We start from the raw sequence: 16442 nt of genomic DNA, 5'->3' as shown, positions 1-16442 counted from the left end.
GAGTGACGGTTGACAGTGGTGGTGCGCGCACGCCACGATGCGTCGCATTGCTCCACGAATTCGCTTAGCCTTGCCAGTCGAACCGAGGAGAGAGATGTCCCCCAGGACGAGCCGTAAGCTCACCGACAAGGAATTCGCGGACATCAAGCACACGGTCGCAATTCGTTCGGAATCGCGGGCGGGGTTACGCGCCGACCGTGCCTACGCGGCAGATGTTCCGCGTGAGGTGAGTCTGCAGCTCACCTACAAGTGCAACCTTCGCTGCACACACTGCTATCAGTGGAACGAGCAGGGATTCTTTCGGGACTGGGGAATCGACAAGCAGCGCCAGGAACTTGCCCCGGAACTGATCGAGAACATCCTGCAGGAGACGTCGGGGGTTCCCGGGCGTCTGTACATCTGGGGCGGCGAGCCCTTGATGCACAGTCGTTTCGACGAGGTGTCACGTCTGATCGAGCGCTATCCGCGCACGGTGACCATGTGCACCAACGGTCTGCTCTTCCAGCGGAACATGGACGACCTGCTGCGCATCGGTGAGCATCTCAATCTTCTCGTGAGCCTGGACGGGCTGGACTCCGACCACGACGAACTGCGCGGCCGCGGCACGTTCAAACGGACGATGAAGAACATGGAAGCCATGCTCGACCTGCAGCGAAAGGGCGAGTACCGCGGCCAGGTATCGGTCGGATGCATGGTTTCCCATGTCACCGTGCACCGCATGTACGAGTTCATGGAGTGGGCGGAGGAAGTCGGAGTCAACACCGTCTACTTCCAGTTCCCCTGGTACATCAGCCCGCAGGTCGCCCAGGCGATGGACGAGGTCTACCGCGACCACTTCGCCTGGCTGGAGCCCGACACGGGGACGGCCCGGCCCACCTGGCACTCCTACACCTACCGACTGCCCGAGGAACTGCTGCCCGTGCTCCGGGAGTCCATGGCGCGACTGGCTTCGCGCACCTGGGCGCCGCGGATCCGCTATCAGCCGGAACTGGCGGACGACGAGGTCGAGTCGTTCATCCTCGGCACCTCGCAGCCGGCGCAGCGGCGCACCCGCTGCCTGGCGGTCACCAACCGCATGGAGGTGCACGCGGACGGCAATGTGAGTTCGTGCAAGTTCTTCCCGGAGTTCGTCGTCGGGAATCTGTACGAGACGCCGACGCTGCAACTGTGGCAGAGCGAACGGTTCCGCCGCGTCCGGACGATCCTGGCGGAGACGGGAATGATGCCGGTCTGCTCGAAGTGCATTCTCCTCTACATGAACGGAGTGTGAACGGTGCAGGAGATGACCGAAACCGAGACACGCGTGATGAAGGTGCTGGCCAAAGTGCTCAGCAGCCGACTCGAGCCCGCCCGGATCTCGCCCGATGCCGACATGGTGGCCGCGCTCGGTCTGGATTCGCTGGAGGCCATCGAATTTCTGCTGCAGATCGAGGAAGAATTCGACATCGAGCTGGATTTCGAGAACCTGAGTCTGCAGCATCTCAATTCGGTCCGTACGTTCAGCGCGGAGGTCGTCGCACGCCGGGAGCCCACCCGGTGACGGTCGGAACCGACCCGCTGCGGCCGCGGGGCTCCGCCCGCTTCGGGACCTTCGACGCGGAGCGGCTCTGGCGCCCCGCCGACCTCGCCCGGTTACCGAGCCTGGCGGACACCGGGGCCCGCGCGGTGGTCGCCGGCCTGGACGAGACGCTTGCCGCGGCCTGTCGGCCGGACGACCTGCTGGTCACCCGCAGCACCCTGGCCCCGGCCCAGCTCGAAGCCCTCGGCGCGGCCGGCCTCACCTTCCGGACCATCGCGGCCGGACCGGCCGGGACCGGCGACCCAGGCGCCACCGTGGAGGAGGCGATCGCCGCCGACCCAGCCCTGAGCCGTGCCCTGGCCGCGGCCACGGACGTCCGGCCGTACGCGGTGCTCCCGGCGACCGCGCGGCTGCTGCGGCAGCATTGCGACAGGACCGACGAACTGCCGCATCCCTCCGTGGTCCAGCAGGTCAACGGCAAGGCGTGGTCGTCAGAGCTGGCGGCGGCGCTCGGACTGCCCGGGGCGGGCACGGTGGTGCGCTCGGCGGACGAACTGGCCGCCGCCGTGCAGCGGTTGCGGGGCACGGTGCTGGTGAAGGACCCCTACGGAGTGGCCGGGCGCGGCACCGTCGAGGTCACCGGGCCGGGGCCGCTGGGCCGGCTCGTACGCAGACTGCGGGCCCAGGAGGAAGCGGGCCTGCGCACCGAACTGGTGGTGCAGCGCCGCTACGAGCGGGCCCAGGACTTCTCCGCCCACCTGGAGGTGCGCCGTGACGGCACCTGGTCCCTGCGCGGCCTCCAGGGCATGACCAATGGCGGCTACCGGCACGCGGTCTCCCACCCGGTGCCGCCGGACCTGTCGGCCGAGCTCGACCGACGCGGCTATCCGGCCGTCCTGGAGCGGGTGGCCCGTGCCCTGGCGGCGGCGGGCTACTTCGGCCCCGCCGGAATCGACTCGATGCTGCTGGCCGACGGCGGCTGGCTGCCGGTCCTGGAGATCAACGCCCGGATGTCGATGGGGCTGTTGACGCTGGAACTCGACGAACGCGCCCGCGCACACGGCCTGCGGGCACACCTGTGGCAACAGGACATGTTCGTGGATCCCGGAGCCGACGTGACATCGCTGCTGTCCGCCCTGAACGCGGCGGGGCTGCTGTACGGAGGTGACGCGCGGCCCGGGGTCCTGCCCCTGTCCGGCGGCAGCCTGTCCACCCCACGGGGCCGGCTCGTCTGTGCCGCCTTCTGCGCCCCGGGTGACTTCGCGGCGCTGCGCGCCCGTACCGAGGACCGCGCGGCGACCGCCGGGATCAGCACGACGCGCGCGGAGGTGCCCACAGGATGATCGCCGTCCTCACCTCCGGGGTGGCGCTCGGCGCCCATGTTCCAGGGCTGCGCCTTGCCCAGCGGCTGCGGGAGCGCGGCGCGGACGTCACGGTCGACGTACTGGAACGCCGGCTGCCCGGCGACCGGCTGGCGAACGTGGTGGAGTCCCGTCGGCGGTTCCAACGGGATCTGCGTTTCGTGGTGGCCGCCCAGGGCCTGGCGACCGACCCGGTCGACGATTTCACGCCACAGGCCGTGGCAGCGCTGGAGAGGCACTGGGAGGAGCGGGGGGTGGAGACCTTCGTGGTGTTCTCCGGCTTCTGGCTGCGCCTCCTCGACAACTACCTCGGCCGTCGGCCGACGCGCACCGTGGCCTGCCATGTCGATGCCGTGGTCTCACCCTCGTACCGCCGCGCGCGCCGCTACGCGCCTGGGGCCGAGCACGTGTGGCTGGCCCGCGAGGACGGCACCCTGCCCTGGACCATCCCCGTCGACACGCGCCCGCCGATCCCCTGGTCCGCACGGGAGGGACGGCTGCTGGTGCACGGCGGCGGCTGGGCCATCGGCAGCTACCGGGACCGGGCGCGGGAGCTGGCGCGGGCCGGTCTGCCGCTCGACCTGATCGTGCCGGAGGCGTCCGCGGCCGTCGGCTGGGCTTGTTGTTTCACTCTCGACCCCGACTGGCACCCCTGGCACGACGACGGACTGCCGCCACTGCTCAAAGTCCGCGCGGATTCCTCGGACTCCTCGGACTCCTCGGATCCCGCGGAGCCCGTGGGACGCGAAGTACCCGGGCGGCCGCTGTCGTACGAGCTCGCCCGGTCGGCGAGTGCCATCGTCAGCAAGCCGGGCGGCGGCACCCTGCTCGACAGCCTCTGGACGGCCACTCCACTGATCCTTCTGGAGCCGGCGGGCAGCCACGAGGCCGCCAACGGGCGGCTGTGGCGGCAACTCGGCTTCGCCCTGTCCTACGACGACTGGAGTGCCTGCAACTTCGCCCCCGAACGCCTGGAGCCCCTGCACCGGGCGCTCCTCGGCGCCGCCGCCCGGCCGCGCAATCTCCTCGACGGCCTGCTGACTCCGTGAACCCGAGGCGAAGGTGGAACACACCCATGACCATCACCATCCATGACCGGGACCTGCACGCGGCGCAGCAGATGTGGGACTACCTGCGGCTGAACCGCCCGGTGAGCCCCTGCTCGGCCGCGATCGGACTCGGCAGCCATGATCTCGGGGTCGCGACGACCGCGGTCGGCCACTACCGCGCCGGGCTCTTTCCGACTCTCGTGTTCACCGGCGGTAACAGCCGCACCACCAAGGACCGTTTTCCGCGCGGCGAAGCGGTGCACTACCGGGAGCACGCGATCGCCCTCGGTGTGCCCGAGGACGCCGTGCTGGTCGAGCCGCGCGCCGCCAACACCGGGCAGAACATCACCTACACCCGAACGCTGCTGGACCAGCGGGGCCTGGCCGTCGACTCCGTCATGCTCATCTGCAAGCCGTACATGGAGCGGCGGGCCTACGCCACCTGCCGCAAGGTGTGGCCGGAGGTCGCCGTGCAGTGCGCGTCCGAACGCATCGGCCTGGAGGACTACCTGGCGGCCATCGGGGACCGCAAACTCGTCATCGACATGCTGGTCGGGGAGCTGCAGCGGATACAGGAGTACCCGCGGCTCGGTTTCGCGACCGAGCAGCGGGTTCCTGCCCCGGTGCGCGGGGCCTACGACCATCTGGTGCGGGCCGGATTCGACAGCCGCCTGGTCAGGTCGTAGCCGGGCGGCCGGAGCGCGGCCCGCCCCGGTCCTGCCCGCCCCGGTCCTGCCTGTCCCGGATCTGCCCGTCTCAGCCCTGCTCGCTTCGGTCCTGCTCGCCTCGGTCCTGCCCGTCGGCCCGCCGCAGCCGTCGGATCGCCGGCACGCTCAGCAGTGCCACCGACACGGCCACGGTGCACACCGCACCGGTCAGCAGCATGGTGCGCCGGCCGATCAGTTCCGCGGCGGGCCCGGCCAGTGCCTCGCCGACCGGCAGGAAGGCGATCGAGCCGGCGATGTCGTAGGCGTACACGCGGTTGAGCACCTCGTGCGGGACCTGGGTCTGGATGCTGGTCGCCCACATCACCCCCCAGAACGCCATCCCCAGGCCTCCGACGACCGCGCCCGCCGCGATCACCGGCACCGGCAGTCCGCCGCCCACCGCGAACGGGAAGGCGGCGAACAGCGCCACCCCCACGGCTCCGGCCCGCAGCTGGAAGACGGGCCGGAGCCGCATGGCGAGGATCCCGCCGACGACGGTGCCGCAGCCGAGCGCCGAGTTGACGAGGCCGTAGTCGGTCACGCCGTGCCGCTGGACCATCTCCGTCGCGATCAGCGGGGCGGTGGGGCCGCGCGCCGTGAGCGCGAAGAAGCTCCACAGCGCCAGCACACCCCACAGCCAGGGCCGCACCCGGACCGCTCTCCAGCCCTCTCCCAGGCCCTGGCGCATGTCTTTGGCCGCGGACCGCTTCGTGCCCGTCTCCTCGGTGCGCGTTCCCGGCGGCGCCGTACGGTCCGGCAGTCGCATCGCCCACAGGCACAGGGCGCTGACGGCGTACGTACCGGCGTGCACGGCGAAGACGCTGCCGGCCGATGCCACGGCGACCAGAAGTCCCGCGGCCGTCGGGCCGACGAGCGACATCACCGCCTCGACGGTGCGGATCGCCCCGTTGCCCTGCTGCGCGTCCGCGGACAACCGGCGCACCGTGCCGGCCACTCCGGGCTGGAAGACCGCCGCGGCGCCACCGTTGACCAGACCGATCACCAGGACCTGCCAGAGCGCCACATGACCGGAGAGGAAGATGCCGGCCGCGCAGGACTGACTGGCCAGTCGGAGCAGATCGGCCCCGATCATCAGCCGCCGCGGATCGACACGGTCGGCGATCACCCCCGCGAAGATGACCAGGACGGCCCAGGACACGGTGGGTACCGCCATGGCCAGACCGACCGACGTGGCGCTGTGGCCCTGCTGCAGCAGCCCCGCGGCCAGCGCCACCGGCAGCATCGTGTCGCCGAGCCGCGCCACGGCGCGGGAAAGGAAGAACAGCCCGAAGTCCCTTGACCACAGCCGCTGTTCACGCCGTTCCGTCGCCGCGGCACCGTTGTGTCCGGGGCGCGCCCGCGCTTTCACCGCGGCAGCGTACTCTCGACCAGGGCCGCGACCGTGCCCTCCGCATTGCGTTCCACGCCGGCCAGCAGTGCCAGCACGTCGTCCGCGAGGCCCTCGGCCACGGCCGGCCCGTCCGCGGGACCCCCGCAGAAGGACCGCACGGTCGTTGCCCCGGGCGTGAACTCGAAGCGCAAAGTGGTGACACTCAGGTCCAGGGCCGGGCGGAAGGGCCCCAGGGCGCGGGGCTCGCGCTCGTCCGGGACCGGCACCGGACCGGTGGCGTCGGCGGTGGAACGCGAGGTGGCCGCCGGGTCGGCCGCGGCCTCGGCCGCCATCCCGACGTGCAGCTGCACGTAGTCGATGCCGTCGTGGAGCAGCGCCGCGCCCAACGGCGGTACGGCGCAGGCGAGATCCGCGACGCTCAGTGCGGAGAAGCGGAGAGCGGCCAGGTTCTGGCCCATGACGGACTTGAAGCAGTCCGACAGGGCCTGGTCGGGATCGATGCGGCAGACCACCGGGCGGTCGTGCACGAAGCATCCGGCGGCGACGTCGAACCCCGGCCGCTGCCGGGTCGAGACCGGTGTGAAGAGCGCGAGCGTACGGGGCCCGCCGCGATGCCAGATCGCCGCCGCGGTCAGTGCCGCCAGCACCGAGAAGGCGGTGGCCCCATGGGCCCGGCAGACGGCGCCGACCAGCGCATGCAGGGCCGGCCCGCGGTAGAGCTTCTGCACCTGGCCCAGGAGCAGTTCGCCCGCCGGTCCGGTGGCCGGCCCGCCGGTCCGGGGGATCAGTCCCGAAACCGGCTCGAGGCGGTCCAGGGCGCGGGACCAGTACCGTGTCTCGCGCTCGGCACGGGCCGAGGCCTCCACCCGCTGCTCGCACAACTCACGGTAACTGACCGGAAGTTGGCTCGAATCAATCCCGCGTTGTCCGGGCGCCCCTTCCAGCAGGGCCGTCAGCTCGGCCGTCAGGACCCGCTCGGCGTGCCCGTCGCAGACGAGGTGATCCAGGGTCACCAGCAGGAATCGCTCCAGCCCGGCCGAATCCTCGATCAGCTCGTACTCCGCGCGGCCAGGGGTCTCGCGGACCTGCGCCGACCCCAGGCAGGAGGCTTTCCGGGCGGTCAGCAGGTCTCCCGCACTCTCGCCGGGGCGTGCGACGACGGTGCGCAGCCGGGGATCGGCGGTCCCGATCCGCTGCAGGTAGGGCGCACGCCCGACGAGAGCGCTGCGCAGCGCCTCCTGTCGCCGCTGCAGGCGTGTGATCGCGTACTGGACCCGGGCCCTTGTCGTTCCGGGCCGGAGCGGGAGGGAGATGAGTGTGTTGCGGAAGATCCCGGGACCGAAGAGGCCCTCCAGGAAGAGCATGCTCCGTTGTTCCGGAGAGAGAGGGAACGGGGGCAACAAGGGTCTCCCGACGTGGTGTTCAGCCTCGAACCGGACTGGACTGGACCAATTTTGTCGATCGAGAGGGGATGCTAGGTCCTCGCCGGGATCACGGCAAGGGTCACGGGACGCGCCGCGCGACTCCCGAAGGGGCCGGATCCGCTCACCCGCACTCAGGCGGTCGGGGATGTCCACGGGCCCCCTCGACGAGACGGTGACCACTCGCAGGAGGGCAGCCCGGACGGGGGCGCGTACGGCTCGCGGCCGGCGTGCCCCGCCCCGGCCGGTTGCCGGGGCCGTACGGACCCGGCGGCGTTCCCGAAGGCGGGACGGCTCAGGGGCCGCGCCAGATGTTGGCGAAGGCCGCGTTCTCGATGGTCCGCCGCTGGCGTACGGCCTCCAGTTCCATCACCGCGTCGTGGACGGCGGCCACGACGGTCGTCACCGCCTCGTCATCGAGACCGGTCGTCCCGTCGTCGGGCCGTTCGTCGTCGATGCCCACGGCCGAGGCGAGGGCGGCCAGAACCGGCTCCCGTTCCTGCCGGCGCTCGGTGGCGCGGCGGCGCGCGGGCGTATCGGCCGGCTCCACGCGTTCCGAGCCGAACGACAGCCGGCCGCCTCGCCGCGGTCTCAGCTCGCCGCTCTCCTCCAGGGCGGCCTGGTAGGCGGCCGACAGGTCCCGGCCCCGGCGCCACAGCCAGTCATCGATCCGCTCGAAGGGCGCCTGCCGGGTGAGCCCGGCCGCCGCCTCGCCGACGAACCGGTCGCCCGGCGCCGGGGATTCACCGGGCACGATGCGGTCCGCGTCCACGGCCACCGCTCCCGCGCCGATGAGATCGATCAGCTCGGCCCCCGCGAGCGCGAGCGACAGGTCGCCCTGCCCCACGGAGTGCTTCGGATCCATGGCGATGATGAACAGGTCCTTCGCCGTGGTCATGAACGGCTCCCCTCGAAGACATCGGCAATGAGGTGCCCGTACCGACCGGACGCGTGTCCGGGAACGGCCCGGCGGCGCGGTGCGTGCCACGAAGCGTCGCGACCAGTATGCCCCCGGCCGCGCGACCACGAGCGGTCGAAGGGAACAAGGCCGTCAGGTGCGCGACGTCCTCGCCGGCGGGACCCCCGTGTCCGCGGCAAGGGACGGTGCCGGGGCGGTTGCGGGGTGGAGCCGGGCGGTGGTGGTCAGACGTCGGCGTCGTGGTGCGCCGGGCCGAGGTGGCGCACGGTGCTCTTCTCGCAGTGCGGCCGGAGCAGGGTCCGCAAGTCGTCGGCCGCGGTCCTGAGCAGGTGCCCGTCGCGGACGGCGTGGAGGGTTTCGAGGACGAAGGCGACGTGGGTGGAGGTCTCGGTGACGCGGGTGCGGTGGGCGTCGCGGTGGTTCCAGTGCCGGGTGAGGACATCGGTGGTGTCGGTGTAGACGACTTCGCCGGGCCTGGCGTGCTCGACGGTGGCCTCCTCGCCGAGCGGGATGAACGTCTCGCCGCCGTCGGCGTAGCGGATCTCGATGTCACCGGTGACGTGGTCGAGGTCGAAGGCTCCGGCGGGCAGGCCGTGGCGTACGGAGACGGTGTTGTAGGAGTCGACGGCCGGGTTGATCCGGGGGAGGGCGCCCCTCTTGGCGAGGCGGCGGCCCAGGGCGTCGACGCTGGGGCGGATGCGGCGGGGGTTGGTGCCGAAGGAGCGGTAGGCGGTATGCCATGCCTCGATGCGCGGGTCGCTCTCGTCGGCCGGCTGCCAGGTGCCGTCGGCGAGCTGCCGCTCCAGCTTCTCCATGGCGGCGCCGGTGGCGGGCCAGGGCCGGTCGCCGCGCAGTCCGGTGGCGATGACGACGGCGATGAGGGTGCCGGGGAAGGCGTCGGCCACGGCGGGGGCGATGCGGAAGGCGGTCATCTGGCGGGGTCCGTTCCAGGAGCGCGGGCGGGGCTGTGGGGTCAGCTGAGAGCGAGGAGGCCGACGGCGACGGCGGCGGCGCCCAGGCCGACCAGTTGGCCGCGGTGGATCCGCTCGGCGAGGACGCCGCGGGCGAGCAGGACGGTGCCGGCCGGGTACAGGGCGGTGATCACGGCGACGACGGCCAGGTCTCCACTGCGGGCGGCGAGCAGGAACAGCAGGTTGGCCACCGAGTCCAGCGCGCCTGCCGTCGCCGACATCGCGTACGCGGGCTTCTCCGGGCCCAGCCGCCGGCGCATCAGCCCGGCCGCGGCGAGGGTGACCACGGAGGAGGTGACGCGGCCGATGATCAGCGGGCCGACGCCGCTGTCCGCGGGCGCCTGGTGCAGGAAGACGAGCTGCAGGGCGATGGCGGCCCCGGCGCCGAAGGCGAGCAGTAGCGCGGTACGCGACGGCCGGGCGCCGCCGGATCCGTGTCCCGCGCTCACCAGCACCACCGCTGCCAGCGCCAGTGGCAGGCCGATCAGCCCCGCCGGTCCCAGGCGCTCGCCCTGCAGCAGGCCGACACCGACCGGCAGCATCGCCGAGACCAGCGCGGTGAGCGGCGAGAGGACATTCATCGGGCCGATCGCGAGGGTGCGGTAGAGCAGCGCGAGAACGCCGGCCGAAGCGATGCCGGACGCCACGCCCCAGCCGAGGGTGGCAGGGGCGAAAGAGGCGCCGAGAAAGGGCCACAGCAGCAGTTCGACGGCGAGGGAGGCCGGTGCGGCGATCATCACGGTGCGCAGGACGTGAGCCCTGCGGGCGCCGAGGCCACCGAGGAAGTCGGCGCATCCGTAGGCCAGGGAGCTGCCCAGGGCCAGCAGCAGAGCGATCACGAGTGCATCCCTTAGCATCAGTGAAACGACTGAACCGTACAACGCACCGACCGAAGGTTGTCAACCGACCGACCGCGCGGTGCGGTGCGACGACCCACCTGCCGGGAGGAAGCGATGGCCGGGACCGAGACGGCGCTGCGAACGCTCGCGTACAACGTCCGCGCGGCCCGCACCCGCGCCGGGCTGTCCCTGGACGAACTCGGCCGCCGCGCCAAGGTCAGCAAGGGAGCCCTGGTCGCGCTGGAGAAGGCCCAGGGCAACCCGAACTTCGCCACTCTGGTCCGGCTCGCCGACACCCTGGGCGTCTCGGTGTCCGCCCTGATGGAATGCCGCTCGGAGGAACGCGTCCGGGTGGTGAGCGCCGATGCCGTCACGCCCTTGTGGAAGGGGGAGCGCGGCAGTGCGGCCCGGCTCATGCTGACCACGGGCGGGCCGGCGGCCACCGAGGTCTGGCGCTGGACACTGGAGCCCGGCGAGGAGTGTCCGAGCCACCCCCACCAGGCCGGCGTGACCGAAACCGTCAGTGTCAACGCCGGGCGGATGGTCCTCGTGGTCGACGGCGCCGAGTACCCGGTCGAGGCGGGTCAGACGGTCGCTTTCGGCGGCGACGTCGCCCACGCCTACCGGGGCTCGGGGACCGGAACCTGCCATCTGATCATGACCGTTCACCTGCCGCCCGGCCCCGCCTGACGAGGAGGGCGGACGGCTTCGAGCCGGAGCCGCGCCGGCCGTGTGCGGCCGATCGGGCGTGGGCACACTGAGCGGATGACGAGATTACCCCGCATGGACTGCCCAGGATGTGGCCGCGACGTCGCTGTCGCCCCGGTTGTCGGGCGCCCCACGAAGGGGCAGCTGTGGCGTCACGACGCTCCCGCGCAGCGTCGTGACGCGGACGGCATGCTCGTGTCCTGCCGTCAGTCGCTGGCGATCGTCGAACGGCCCTGGGCGGGCCGGCGGATGGAGCTCACGACCGATGATGCGGCCCCGGGCGAGGCGTCTTCGTCGGACGGCACGATCGCCCTGTTCTGATCCTGCCCCCGCCCCGGCCCCGCAGGTGATCCGAGGCCGCGTCGGAGACGGTCGCCGGGCCCGTTCCGCTGCGGCCTCGCCACCCGGTGGGCGCCGTTTCGTCAGCACGCGTCCGGGAAGTCGCGGAGTTCGGGCAGGTCGAACAGGCGCTGCGCCCGGTGGCCGTTCTTCTCGCGCAAGGCCGTGCCCAGGGGCCAGCGCCAGGAGGGGCCGGTGGTGGGGGAGGGGCAGACGAGATGATGGGCGACCCGGCACCGGGCGCCGGGGGTCGGTTCGGCGTCCCATGTGTTCCACGCGGTGCCGTCGGTGGTGGTGAGCCATCGTCGACGGGGTGGCAGGTGGTGGGAGGGCACGGTGATGCCGGATTCGAGGAGCACCCAGTGGCCGTCGTAGAGGGTGGGATACCGCTCCTGCGGGAGCCCGCAGTCCGGGCAGCGGGGCGGTGCGGGCGGCGGCGGTGCGGTGGCGCCTTCACGGAGGGCCTGCAGGTCGTCGTCGGGGCGGTCCGGGCCGGGCACGGAGTTCTCGGTGTCCCCCATGGGCTTCAGGGTCCGGGTGGGCCGGCGGGCGCGGTAGGGCGCGATCCGGCCGGTACGGAAGTGGTCAGGGGGGCCGGAGCGGCCGTACGGCGCCACACGAGACACTCCACGTCACACAGGTGCTTCGCACCTCGGGCCGAACCATTACCGGTCGCCCGGCTCACCGGCCTGGTTGGTGTGCGCCCGGACGATCGAGACGGACGCGGCGCCGTCCCGGCCCGTCCGCGAGGAGTCGCACGCCTTGGGCTGCCGTGTCGCGGCGGGTCCGGGACGTGGTGCCTGAGCCCGCGGTCCCGTCGGGCCGTCCTTTGTCGCTCAGCTACAGGGTTCCGGGCTCCGGCGGCCCCCGGTGGCGCCACCGGCGCCGGTCCCGGCCGGCGGCGTTTCGACGGGGAAGAGGATCGGGCTGATCAGGTACTGCGTGCGGTCGGGTGACGGCTCGTTGGCAAGGTGGGGGGCGATCGCCTCCCGCATCCCGTCGATCATCCCGCGCAGCTCCCCGGGGCCGAGCCAGATGGCATGCTGCCGGTAGCCGACCGAGTCGGCCACCGGGTCGGCCGTGTCGCGGTCGAGATACGCGGTGAATTCGGCGGCCAGAACCGCCAGGGCGGCGGCGAACGCGCTGCGATGGTCGTCGGGCGAGAGCGCATCGATCGTGCCCGTATCGATCCCCGCACGGTCGCGGCGCAGCCGGTAGCGGCGCTCGACCGCGCCGCGCACGCGTCGTTCCAGGGCGACTTCCAGGACCCCGTTGGCTGCGAGCAGGTCGACGTGCCGGTAGACCGTGGCCTTCGAGACGTCCCGAATGCGCTCGCACAGCTCGGCGGTGGTCAGTTCCCTGCCGCCGCACATCGCGTGAACCACTCGCAACCGCACCGGGTGGGCCAAGAGTTCGAAAGCATCCATCCCGCAATGATCTCATGCCATGCTACCGTTCGCACTCAATGAGAAGGGTTGTGACGGGATGCCTGACGGCGCTGCGACAGAGTCCATGACCGGCTCGGAATCCGAGTGGATGCCACCGCCCTATGCCGAGCCCGGCCGCTTCAGCGAGTACGAGGTCACCGTCGGCACCGGTCCACTCGCGGTGTCGGGCACGGTGAGCGTCCCTCACGGGCAGGCTCCCGGCCCCGGCGTGGTGCTGCTCGCCGGCGGCGGGCCGTTCGACCGTGACGAGACCAGCGGGCCGAACAAACCGCTCAAGGACCTGGCCTGGGGGCTCGCCGGCCGCGGAACGACGGTGCTGCGCTTCGACAAGGCCGCATACGCCCACCGCGATGCGGCCGCGGCATCGGATCTGACGATGACGCAGGAATACGTGCCGTACGCCGTCGACGCGGTCGGCCTGCTCCGTAGCCACCGGTCGGTGGACCCCGGCCGGGTCTTCGTCCTCGGCCACAGCATGGGCGGCAAGGTCGCCCCCGCCGTCGTCGCCGCCGCACCCGCGGTGGCGGGTCTGGTGATCATGGCCGGTGACGCGCAGCCGATGCACCACGCCGCCGTCCGAGTCGTCAGCTACCTCGCCGCCATGCTCCCCGATCAGGTCCCGCCCGCGGTCGTCGAGACCTTCCGGCGGCAGGCCGCCCTGGTCGACAGCCCGGAGCTCACGCCCTCGACCCCCGCAGCGGATCTGCCGTTCGGCCTGTCCGCGTCCTACTGGCTCGAACTGCGTGACTACGACCCGGTCGCGATCGCGGCCGGACTGCGCAAGCCGATGCTCATCCTCCAAGGAGGACGCGACTACCAGGTCACCGTCGCCGACGACCTCGTGCGATGGCGGACGGGCCTGGCCGGCCGGCCGGAAGTCGATATCCGTGTCCACGAAGCCGCCGACCACCTGTTCTTCCCCGGCACAGGACCGTCCACCCCCGCCGAATACGGAGTCCCGCAGCATGTCGACCCTGCCGTCGTCGCCGACATCGCCCACTGGCTGAGCCGCGAGCAGGGATGAGCGTCCGCGCCGCCCGTCGGCAGCCTCCGGGCGGGGTACCGGAACGCCGCCGGCCCTGCGCACCGAGGGACGCGCCCCCCGCCCGCCCTCGCGACAGCGCCGGCAGGCCGGACGCCGCAGGACCCGACGCCCGCCGTTGCTCGGCACGAGCGGGCTCGTGACCTCGGCGACCGTTCTGCGGAGGGGGCGAGACAGCGTCGGACGTTCTCCGGCTTCCTCCGCCGAGGCCCGGCCGTGAGCACGGACTTCGCCGACCACCCGCCGCTCGGCACCGGGACGGCGACGAGACCGTCCTGCGCATCCGCGGCCGGACCTTCCCGCCATCAACGCGATTCCCGTCCGTCACCCACCCGCATTGCTCCGCCGTGCCGCCCTGCGGCTAGTTTGTGTGCAGGAGAAACACGCAGGCCCGTGGCGGCAGAGGTGCACGGGGGACGGGAGGTCGGGGAGAGTGTCGCTGCGCGGAGGTGATCCGGTCGAGGTCGGCGGCTATCCGCTGGAGGCCAGGCTCGGCTCGGGTGGCATGGGCACGGTCTTTCTCGCCCGTACGAGTTCGGGGCGGCCCGTCGCGATCAAGCTGATCCACCAGCAGTTCGCGGCGGACGACGAGTTCCGTATCCGCTTCCGCCAGGAGGTCGCGGCGGCGAGGCGGGTGAGCGGCGCGTTCACCGCGGCCGTGGTCGACGCCGACCCCGAGGCCGAGCGGCCGTGGATGGCGACGGCCTACATCGAGGGGCACACGCTCACCCAGCACATCGCCACGAAGGGCCCGCTGGACGGGGCGGAGCTCAGAAGACTGGCCATCGGGCTGGCGGAGGCGCTGCGCGACATCCACCGGGTGGGGGTCGTGCACCGTGACCTGAAGCCCTCGAACGTCGTGCTCTCGCCCGAGGGTCCGCGCGTCATCGACTTCGGCATCTCGCGCGCCACGGACCAGCAGACGCTGACGATGACCGGGCGGATCATCGGTACGCCGCCGTTCATGTCCCCGGAGCAGCTGCAGGCGCCGCGCGGTGTGGGGCCGCGATCCGACGTCTTCTCGCTCGGCACGCTGCTGGTCTACTCGGCGACGGGCCGCGGCCCGTTCGACGCGGACAGCCCCTACATGACGGCGTACCAGGTTCTGCACGAGGAGCCGTCGCTGGACGCCGTGCCGTCGGCGCTGCGCGCGGTCGTCGAGCGGTGTCTGGAGAAGGAGCCCGAGCGGCGCCCCTCGGCGGACGAGCTCCTCGTCCTGCTGCGGGACCTGCCGGCCGACCTCGGCGGCACCGTCGCGAGCGCGGCGGGCGCGAGCCACACCCGTGACGTGAGCACCCAGCACCACCTCCCGACGCCGACCACCCGGGCACCGGGCGTCCCGGCCACCGCTGCGGCCGGGCCCGTCACCGGGGGCACCGACACCGCAGCCGGTGTCCGCCGGCGTCGCCGCTGGCGTCCCGTGCTCGCGGCCGCGGTCGCGGTCGCGGCGATCGGCGGGGGAGCCGCCGCGCTGACGCTGGGCGACCGCGGAGGAGACGGCGACGGCAAGGGCGACGGCGTCACGCCGCCCGCCGTCGCCCTCCCGGACGGCTTCGAGCCGTGGCACACCGTCGTACCGGGCGGCCGCGAGGACATCCCCGACGAGCTGCGCTGCGTCGCGCACGGCGAAGCGGTGTTCTGCGGGGGCGGCGGCGTGGTCGCGACCCGTATCAACGTCCTGAACGGCTCGCAGAAGTGGACGGTGAAGAGCCCGGGCGTCCCCACCCAGGGCGTGCACCTGGTGGGCGCGACCGACGACACGGTGCTCGGCTACCGCATCGCCTCCCAGGACGCCCCGCAGGGCCCTCCCATCGAGGTGGTGGCCGTCGACGCGGACAGTGGCCGGGAGCTGTGGTCCGTGCCGTCCGGCGCCCAGTCGCAGGCCGTCATGGGCCGGAGTCAGGACGCCCTGGTGATCGGTTCCACCGTCGTGACGGTCGACGCCGCGAACTCCCGCTTCGAGGCCCGGGACGCGCACAGCGGCAAGGTCGCCTGGACGGCGCCGTTCCCCGCGAACGCGCAGTGCGCCCCCGTCCCGGCGGGGCCGCGGCTCTTCGCGATGTGCGCGCCGGATGACGAGGTGGACGCCGTGGAGGTACGCCACTCCACCCTGTACGCGCTCGACCGGGCCACGGGGACGTTGGGCAAGGCGGTCACGGTCGACGGCCCGGCCGTGCCGATGGGCGTCGCGCACGGCGATCTCGTACTCCTCCAGGAATACCGGGAGGGGACGGCTCTGGCCGGGTACGACGGGGTGGTGCGGGTCGACCCGGAGTCGGGGAAGGTCACGTACTCCCGGCTGGCCGAGCCCTACCCGGGGACGCCCGGGATGGTGGACGGCACCCTCTACGTGAGCCGGCAGACCGGCCTCGTCACGGCGATCGACCCCGCGACCGGCCGGACGAAATGGTCGCGGCAGACCGGCGTGGAGGGGGCGTCGGGCCCCGCCGCGGGAATCGACGCGCTGTACTTCAGCTCGGCCACCGGCCGGGTGGTCGCGCTGTCCCCGAAGGACGGCACGGCCCTGTGGACCTCGGATCCGCAGGCCGACGGCCTGACGGGCGAGCTGGGCGCGAGCCCGCGTGTGACGGCCGTGGGGCGGGTGGTGGTCGTGGCCGCGGCCACGAACACGCTCTTCGCCTTCGACACCCAGGAACCGCCGAAGGCGGGCTGACCCGGGCGGCGGCGCACGTCCGCCGCTCTGCTCGTCATGCCGGCACCGGGATCAGCGCCGATGTCAGCGCCGAACGCGGCACCGGTTCAACCGC

General features: G+C 72.4%; 16 protein-coding genes. 9 read left to right on the top strand and 7 right to left on the bottom strand.

The window, feature by feature from the left end:
* Positions 1 to 226: 226 nt before the first annotated feature.
* The 5 genes from ACFCV8_RS05335 to ACFCV8_RS05315 are packed head-to-tail and all read left to right on the top strand — an operon-like array spanning position 227 to position 4615.
* Positions 227 to 1270: a radical SAM protein gene (locus tag ACFCV8_RS05335; RefSeq protein WP_376683906.1), complete on the top strand. Its 1044-nt coding sequence runs from the start codon at positions 227 to 229 to the stop codon at positions 1268 to 1270.
* 12 nt (positions 1271 to 1282) lie between these two features.
* Positions 1283 to 1540: an acyl carrier protein gene (locus ACFCV8_RS05330; protein WP_376683905.1), complete on the top strand. Its 258-nt coding sequence runs from the start codon at positions 1283 to 1285 to the stop codon at positions 1538 to 1540.
* The gene (locus ACFCV8_RS05325) at positions 1537 to 2862 is read left to right on the top strand and encodes a hypothetical protein (protein ID WP_376683904.1); all 1326 of its coding nucleotides are present in this window, start codon (positions 1537 to 1539) and stop codon (positions 2860 to 2862) included. The genes ACFCV8_RS05330 and ACFCV8_RS05325 overlap by 4 nt, the downstream gene beginning before the upstream one ends.
* Positions 2859 to 3929, top strand: coding sequence for a hypothetical protein (locus ACFCV8_RS05320; protein ID WP_376683903.1), 1071 nt, complete (start codon positions 2859 to 2861; stop codon positions 3927 to 3929). The genes ACFCV8_RS05325 and ACFCV8_RS05320 overlap by 4 nt, the downstream gene beginning before the upstream one ends.
* 26 nt (positions 3930 to 3955) lie before the next feature.
* A complete protein-coding gene (locus tag ACFCV8_RS05315; protein ID WP_376683902.1) occupies positions 3956 to 4615 on the top strand; it encodes a YdcF family protein in 660 nt (219 codons plus the stop codon).
* A gap of 70 nt (positions 4616 to 4685) precedes the next feature.
* On the opposite strand, the gene ACFCV8_RS05310 is transcribed toward ACFCV8_RS05315, so the two are convergent.
* From ACFCV8_RS05310 to ACFCV8_RS05290, 5 genes are all read right to left on the bottom strand, one after another.
* Positions 4686 to 6005 carry an MFS transporter gene (locus ACFCV8_RS05310; protein ID WP_376683901.1) on the bottom strand — a complete coding sequence of 440 codons (1320 nt, stop codon included), beginning with the start codon at positions 6003 to 6005 and terminating at the stop codon, positions 4686 to 4688.
* The gene (locus ACFCV8_RS05305; protein WP_376683900.1) at positions 6002 to 7564 is read right to left on the bottom strand and encodes a condensation domain-containing protein; all 1563 of its coding nucleotides are present in this window, start codon (positions 7562 to 7564) and stop codon (positions 6002 to 6004) included. The genes ACFCV8_RS05310 and ACFCV8_RS05305 overlap by 4 nt, the downstream gene beginning before the upstream one ends.
* A 139-nt stretch (positions 7565 to 7703) precedes the next feature.
* The gene (locus ACFCV8_RS05300; protein ID WP_376683899.1) at positions 7704 to 8306 is read right to left on the bottom strand and encodes a GPP34 family phosphoprotein; all 603 of its coding nucleotides are present in this window, start codon (positions 8304 to 8306) and stop codon (positions 7704 to 7706) included.
* A gap of 245 nt (positions 8307 to 8551) precedes the next feature.
* Positions 8552 to 9259 carry a B3/4 domain-containing protein gene (locus ACFCV8_RS05295; protein WP_376683898.1) on the bottom strand — a complete coding sequence of 236 codons (708 nt, stop codon included), beginning with the start codon at positions 9257 to 9259 and terminating at the stop codon, positions 8552 to 8554.
* Positions 9260 to 9300: 41 nt separating this feature from the next.
* Positions 9301 to 10137, bottom strand: a complete 837-nt coding sequence (locus ACFCV8_RS05290; RefSeq protein WP_376683897.1) for an EamA family transporter — start codon at positions 10135 to 10137, stop codon at positions 9301 to 9303.
* A 114-nt stretch (positions 10138 to 10251) separates the two neighbouring features.
* On the opposite strand from ACFCV8_RS05290, the gene ACFCV8_RS05285 reads away from it, so the two are divergent.
* Together ACFCV8_RS05285 and ACFCV8_RS05280 are read left to right on the top strand one after the other, a co-directional pair.
* A complete protein-coding gene (locus ACFCV8_RS05285; RefSeq protein ID WP_376683896.1) occupies positions 10252 to 10827 on the top strand; it encodes a helix-turn-helix domain-containing protein in 576 nt (191 codons plus the stop codon).
* Positions 10828 to 10902: 75 nt separating this feature from the next.
* Positions 10903 to 11166 (top strand): hypothetical protein, encoded by a 264-nt coding sequence (locus tag ACFCV8_RS05280; protein WP_376683895.1) that lies wholly within the window; start codon positions 10903 to 10905, stop codon positions 11164 to 11166.
* Positions 11167 to 11267: 101 nt separating this feature from the next.
* Here ACFCV8_RS05280 and ACFCV8_RS05275 read toward each other — a convergent pair whose 3' ends face one another.
* Together ACFCV8_RS05275 and ACFCV8_RS05270 are read right to left on the bottom strand one after the other, a co-directional pair.
* On the bottom strand, positions 11268 to 11705 hold the full coding sequence (locus ACFCV8_RS05275; protein WP_376683894.1) for a DUF6083 domain-containing protein: 438 nt from the start codon (positions 11703 to 11705) through the stop codon (positions 11268 to 11270).
* Between the two features lie 315 nt (positions 11706 to 12020).
* Positions 12021 to 12611: a helix-turn-helix domain-containing protein gene (locus ACFCV8_RS05270; RefSeq protein ID WP_376683893.1), complete on the bottom strand. Its 591-nt coding sequence runs from the start codon at positions 12609 to 12611 to the stop codon at positions 12021 to 12023.
* Positions 12612 to 12696: 85 nt separating this feature from the next.
* Here ACFCV8_RS05270 and ACFCV8_RS05265 point away from each other — a divergent pair, with 85 nt between their 5' ends.
* Positions 12697 to 13656 carry an alpha/beta hydrolase family protein gene (locus ACFCV8_RS05265; RefSeq protein ID WP_376683892.1) on the top strand — a complete coding sequence of 320 codons (960 nt, stop codon included), beginning with the start codon at positions 12697 to 12699 and terminating at the stop codon, positions 13654 to 13656.
* Positions 13657 to 14107: 451 nt separating this feature from the next.
* Complete coding sequence (locus ACFCV8_RS05260) at positions 14108 to 16348, top strand: serine/threonine-protein kinase (protein WP_376683891.1); 2241 nt, start codon at positions 14108 to 14110, stop codon at positions 16346 to 16348.
* Positions 16349 to 16442: the final 94 nt, after the last annotated feature.

Origin of the sequence: Streptomyces sp. NPDC056347, from assembly GCF_042262625.1 — a bacterium.
In the GTDB taxonomy this organism is placed as follows: Bacteria; Actinomycetota; Actinomycetes; order Streptomycetales; family Streptomycetaceae; genus Streptomyces.
This window is presented reverse-complemented; position numbering and strand designations above follow the sequence as displayed.

What these genes read in the sequence shown, in the direction of transcription:
- ACFCV8_RS05295 (WP_376683898.1), bottom strand. Translation starts at nt 9,259, where the DNA reads ATGACCGCCTTCCGCATCGCCCCCGCCGTGGCCGACGCCTTCCCCGGC.
- ACFCV8_RS05320 (WP_376683903.1), top strand. Translation starts at nt 2,859, where the DNA reads ATGATCGCCGTCCTCACCTCCGGGGTGGCGCTCGGCGCCCATGTTCCA.
- ACFCV8_RS05280 (WP_376683895.1), top strand. Translation starts at nt 10,903, where the DNA reads ATGACGAGATTACCCCGCATGGACTGCCCAGGATGTGGCCGCGACGTC.
- ACFCV8_RS05265 (WP_376683892.1), top strand. Translation starts at nt 12,697, where the DNA reads ATGACCGGCTCGGAATCCGAGTGGATGCCACCGCCCTATGCCGAGCCC.
- ACFCV8_RS05275 (WP_376683894.1), bottom strand. Translation starts at nt 11,705, where the DNA reads ATGGGGGACACCGAGAACTCCGTGCCCGGCCCGGACCGCCCCGACGAC.
- ACFCV8_RS05300 (WP_376683899.1), bottom strand. Translation starts at nt 8,306, where the DNA reads ATGACCACGGCGAAGGACCTGTTCATCATCGCCATGGATCCGAAGCAC.
- ACFCV8_RS05285 (WP_376683896.1), top strand. Translation starts at nt 10,252, where the DNA reads ATGGCCGGGACCGAGACGGCGCTGCGAACGCTCGCGTACAACGTCCGC.
- ACFCV8_RS05315 (WP_376683902.1), top strand. Translation starts at nt 3,956, where the DNA reads ATGACCATCACCATCCATGACCGGGACCTGCACGCGGCGCAGCAGATG.
- ACFCV8_RS05330 (WP_376683905.1), top strand. Translation starts at nt 1,283, where the DNA reads ATGACCGAAACCGAGACACGCGTGATGAAGGTGCTGGCCAAAGTGCTC.
- ACFCV8_RS05270 (WP_376683893.1), bottom strand. Translation starts at nt 12,611, where the DNA reads ATGGATGCTTTCGAACTCTTGGCCCACCCGGTGCGGTTGCGAGTGGTT.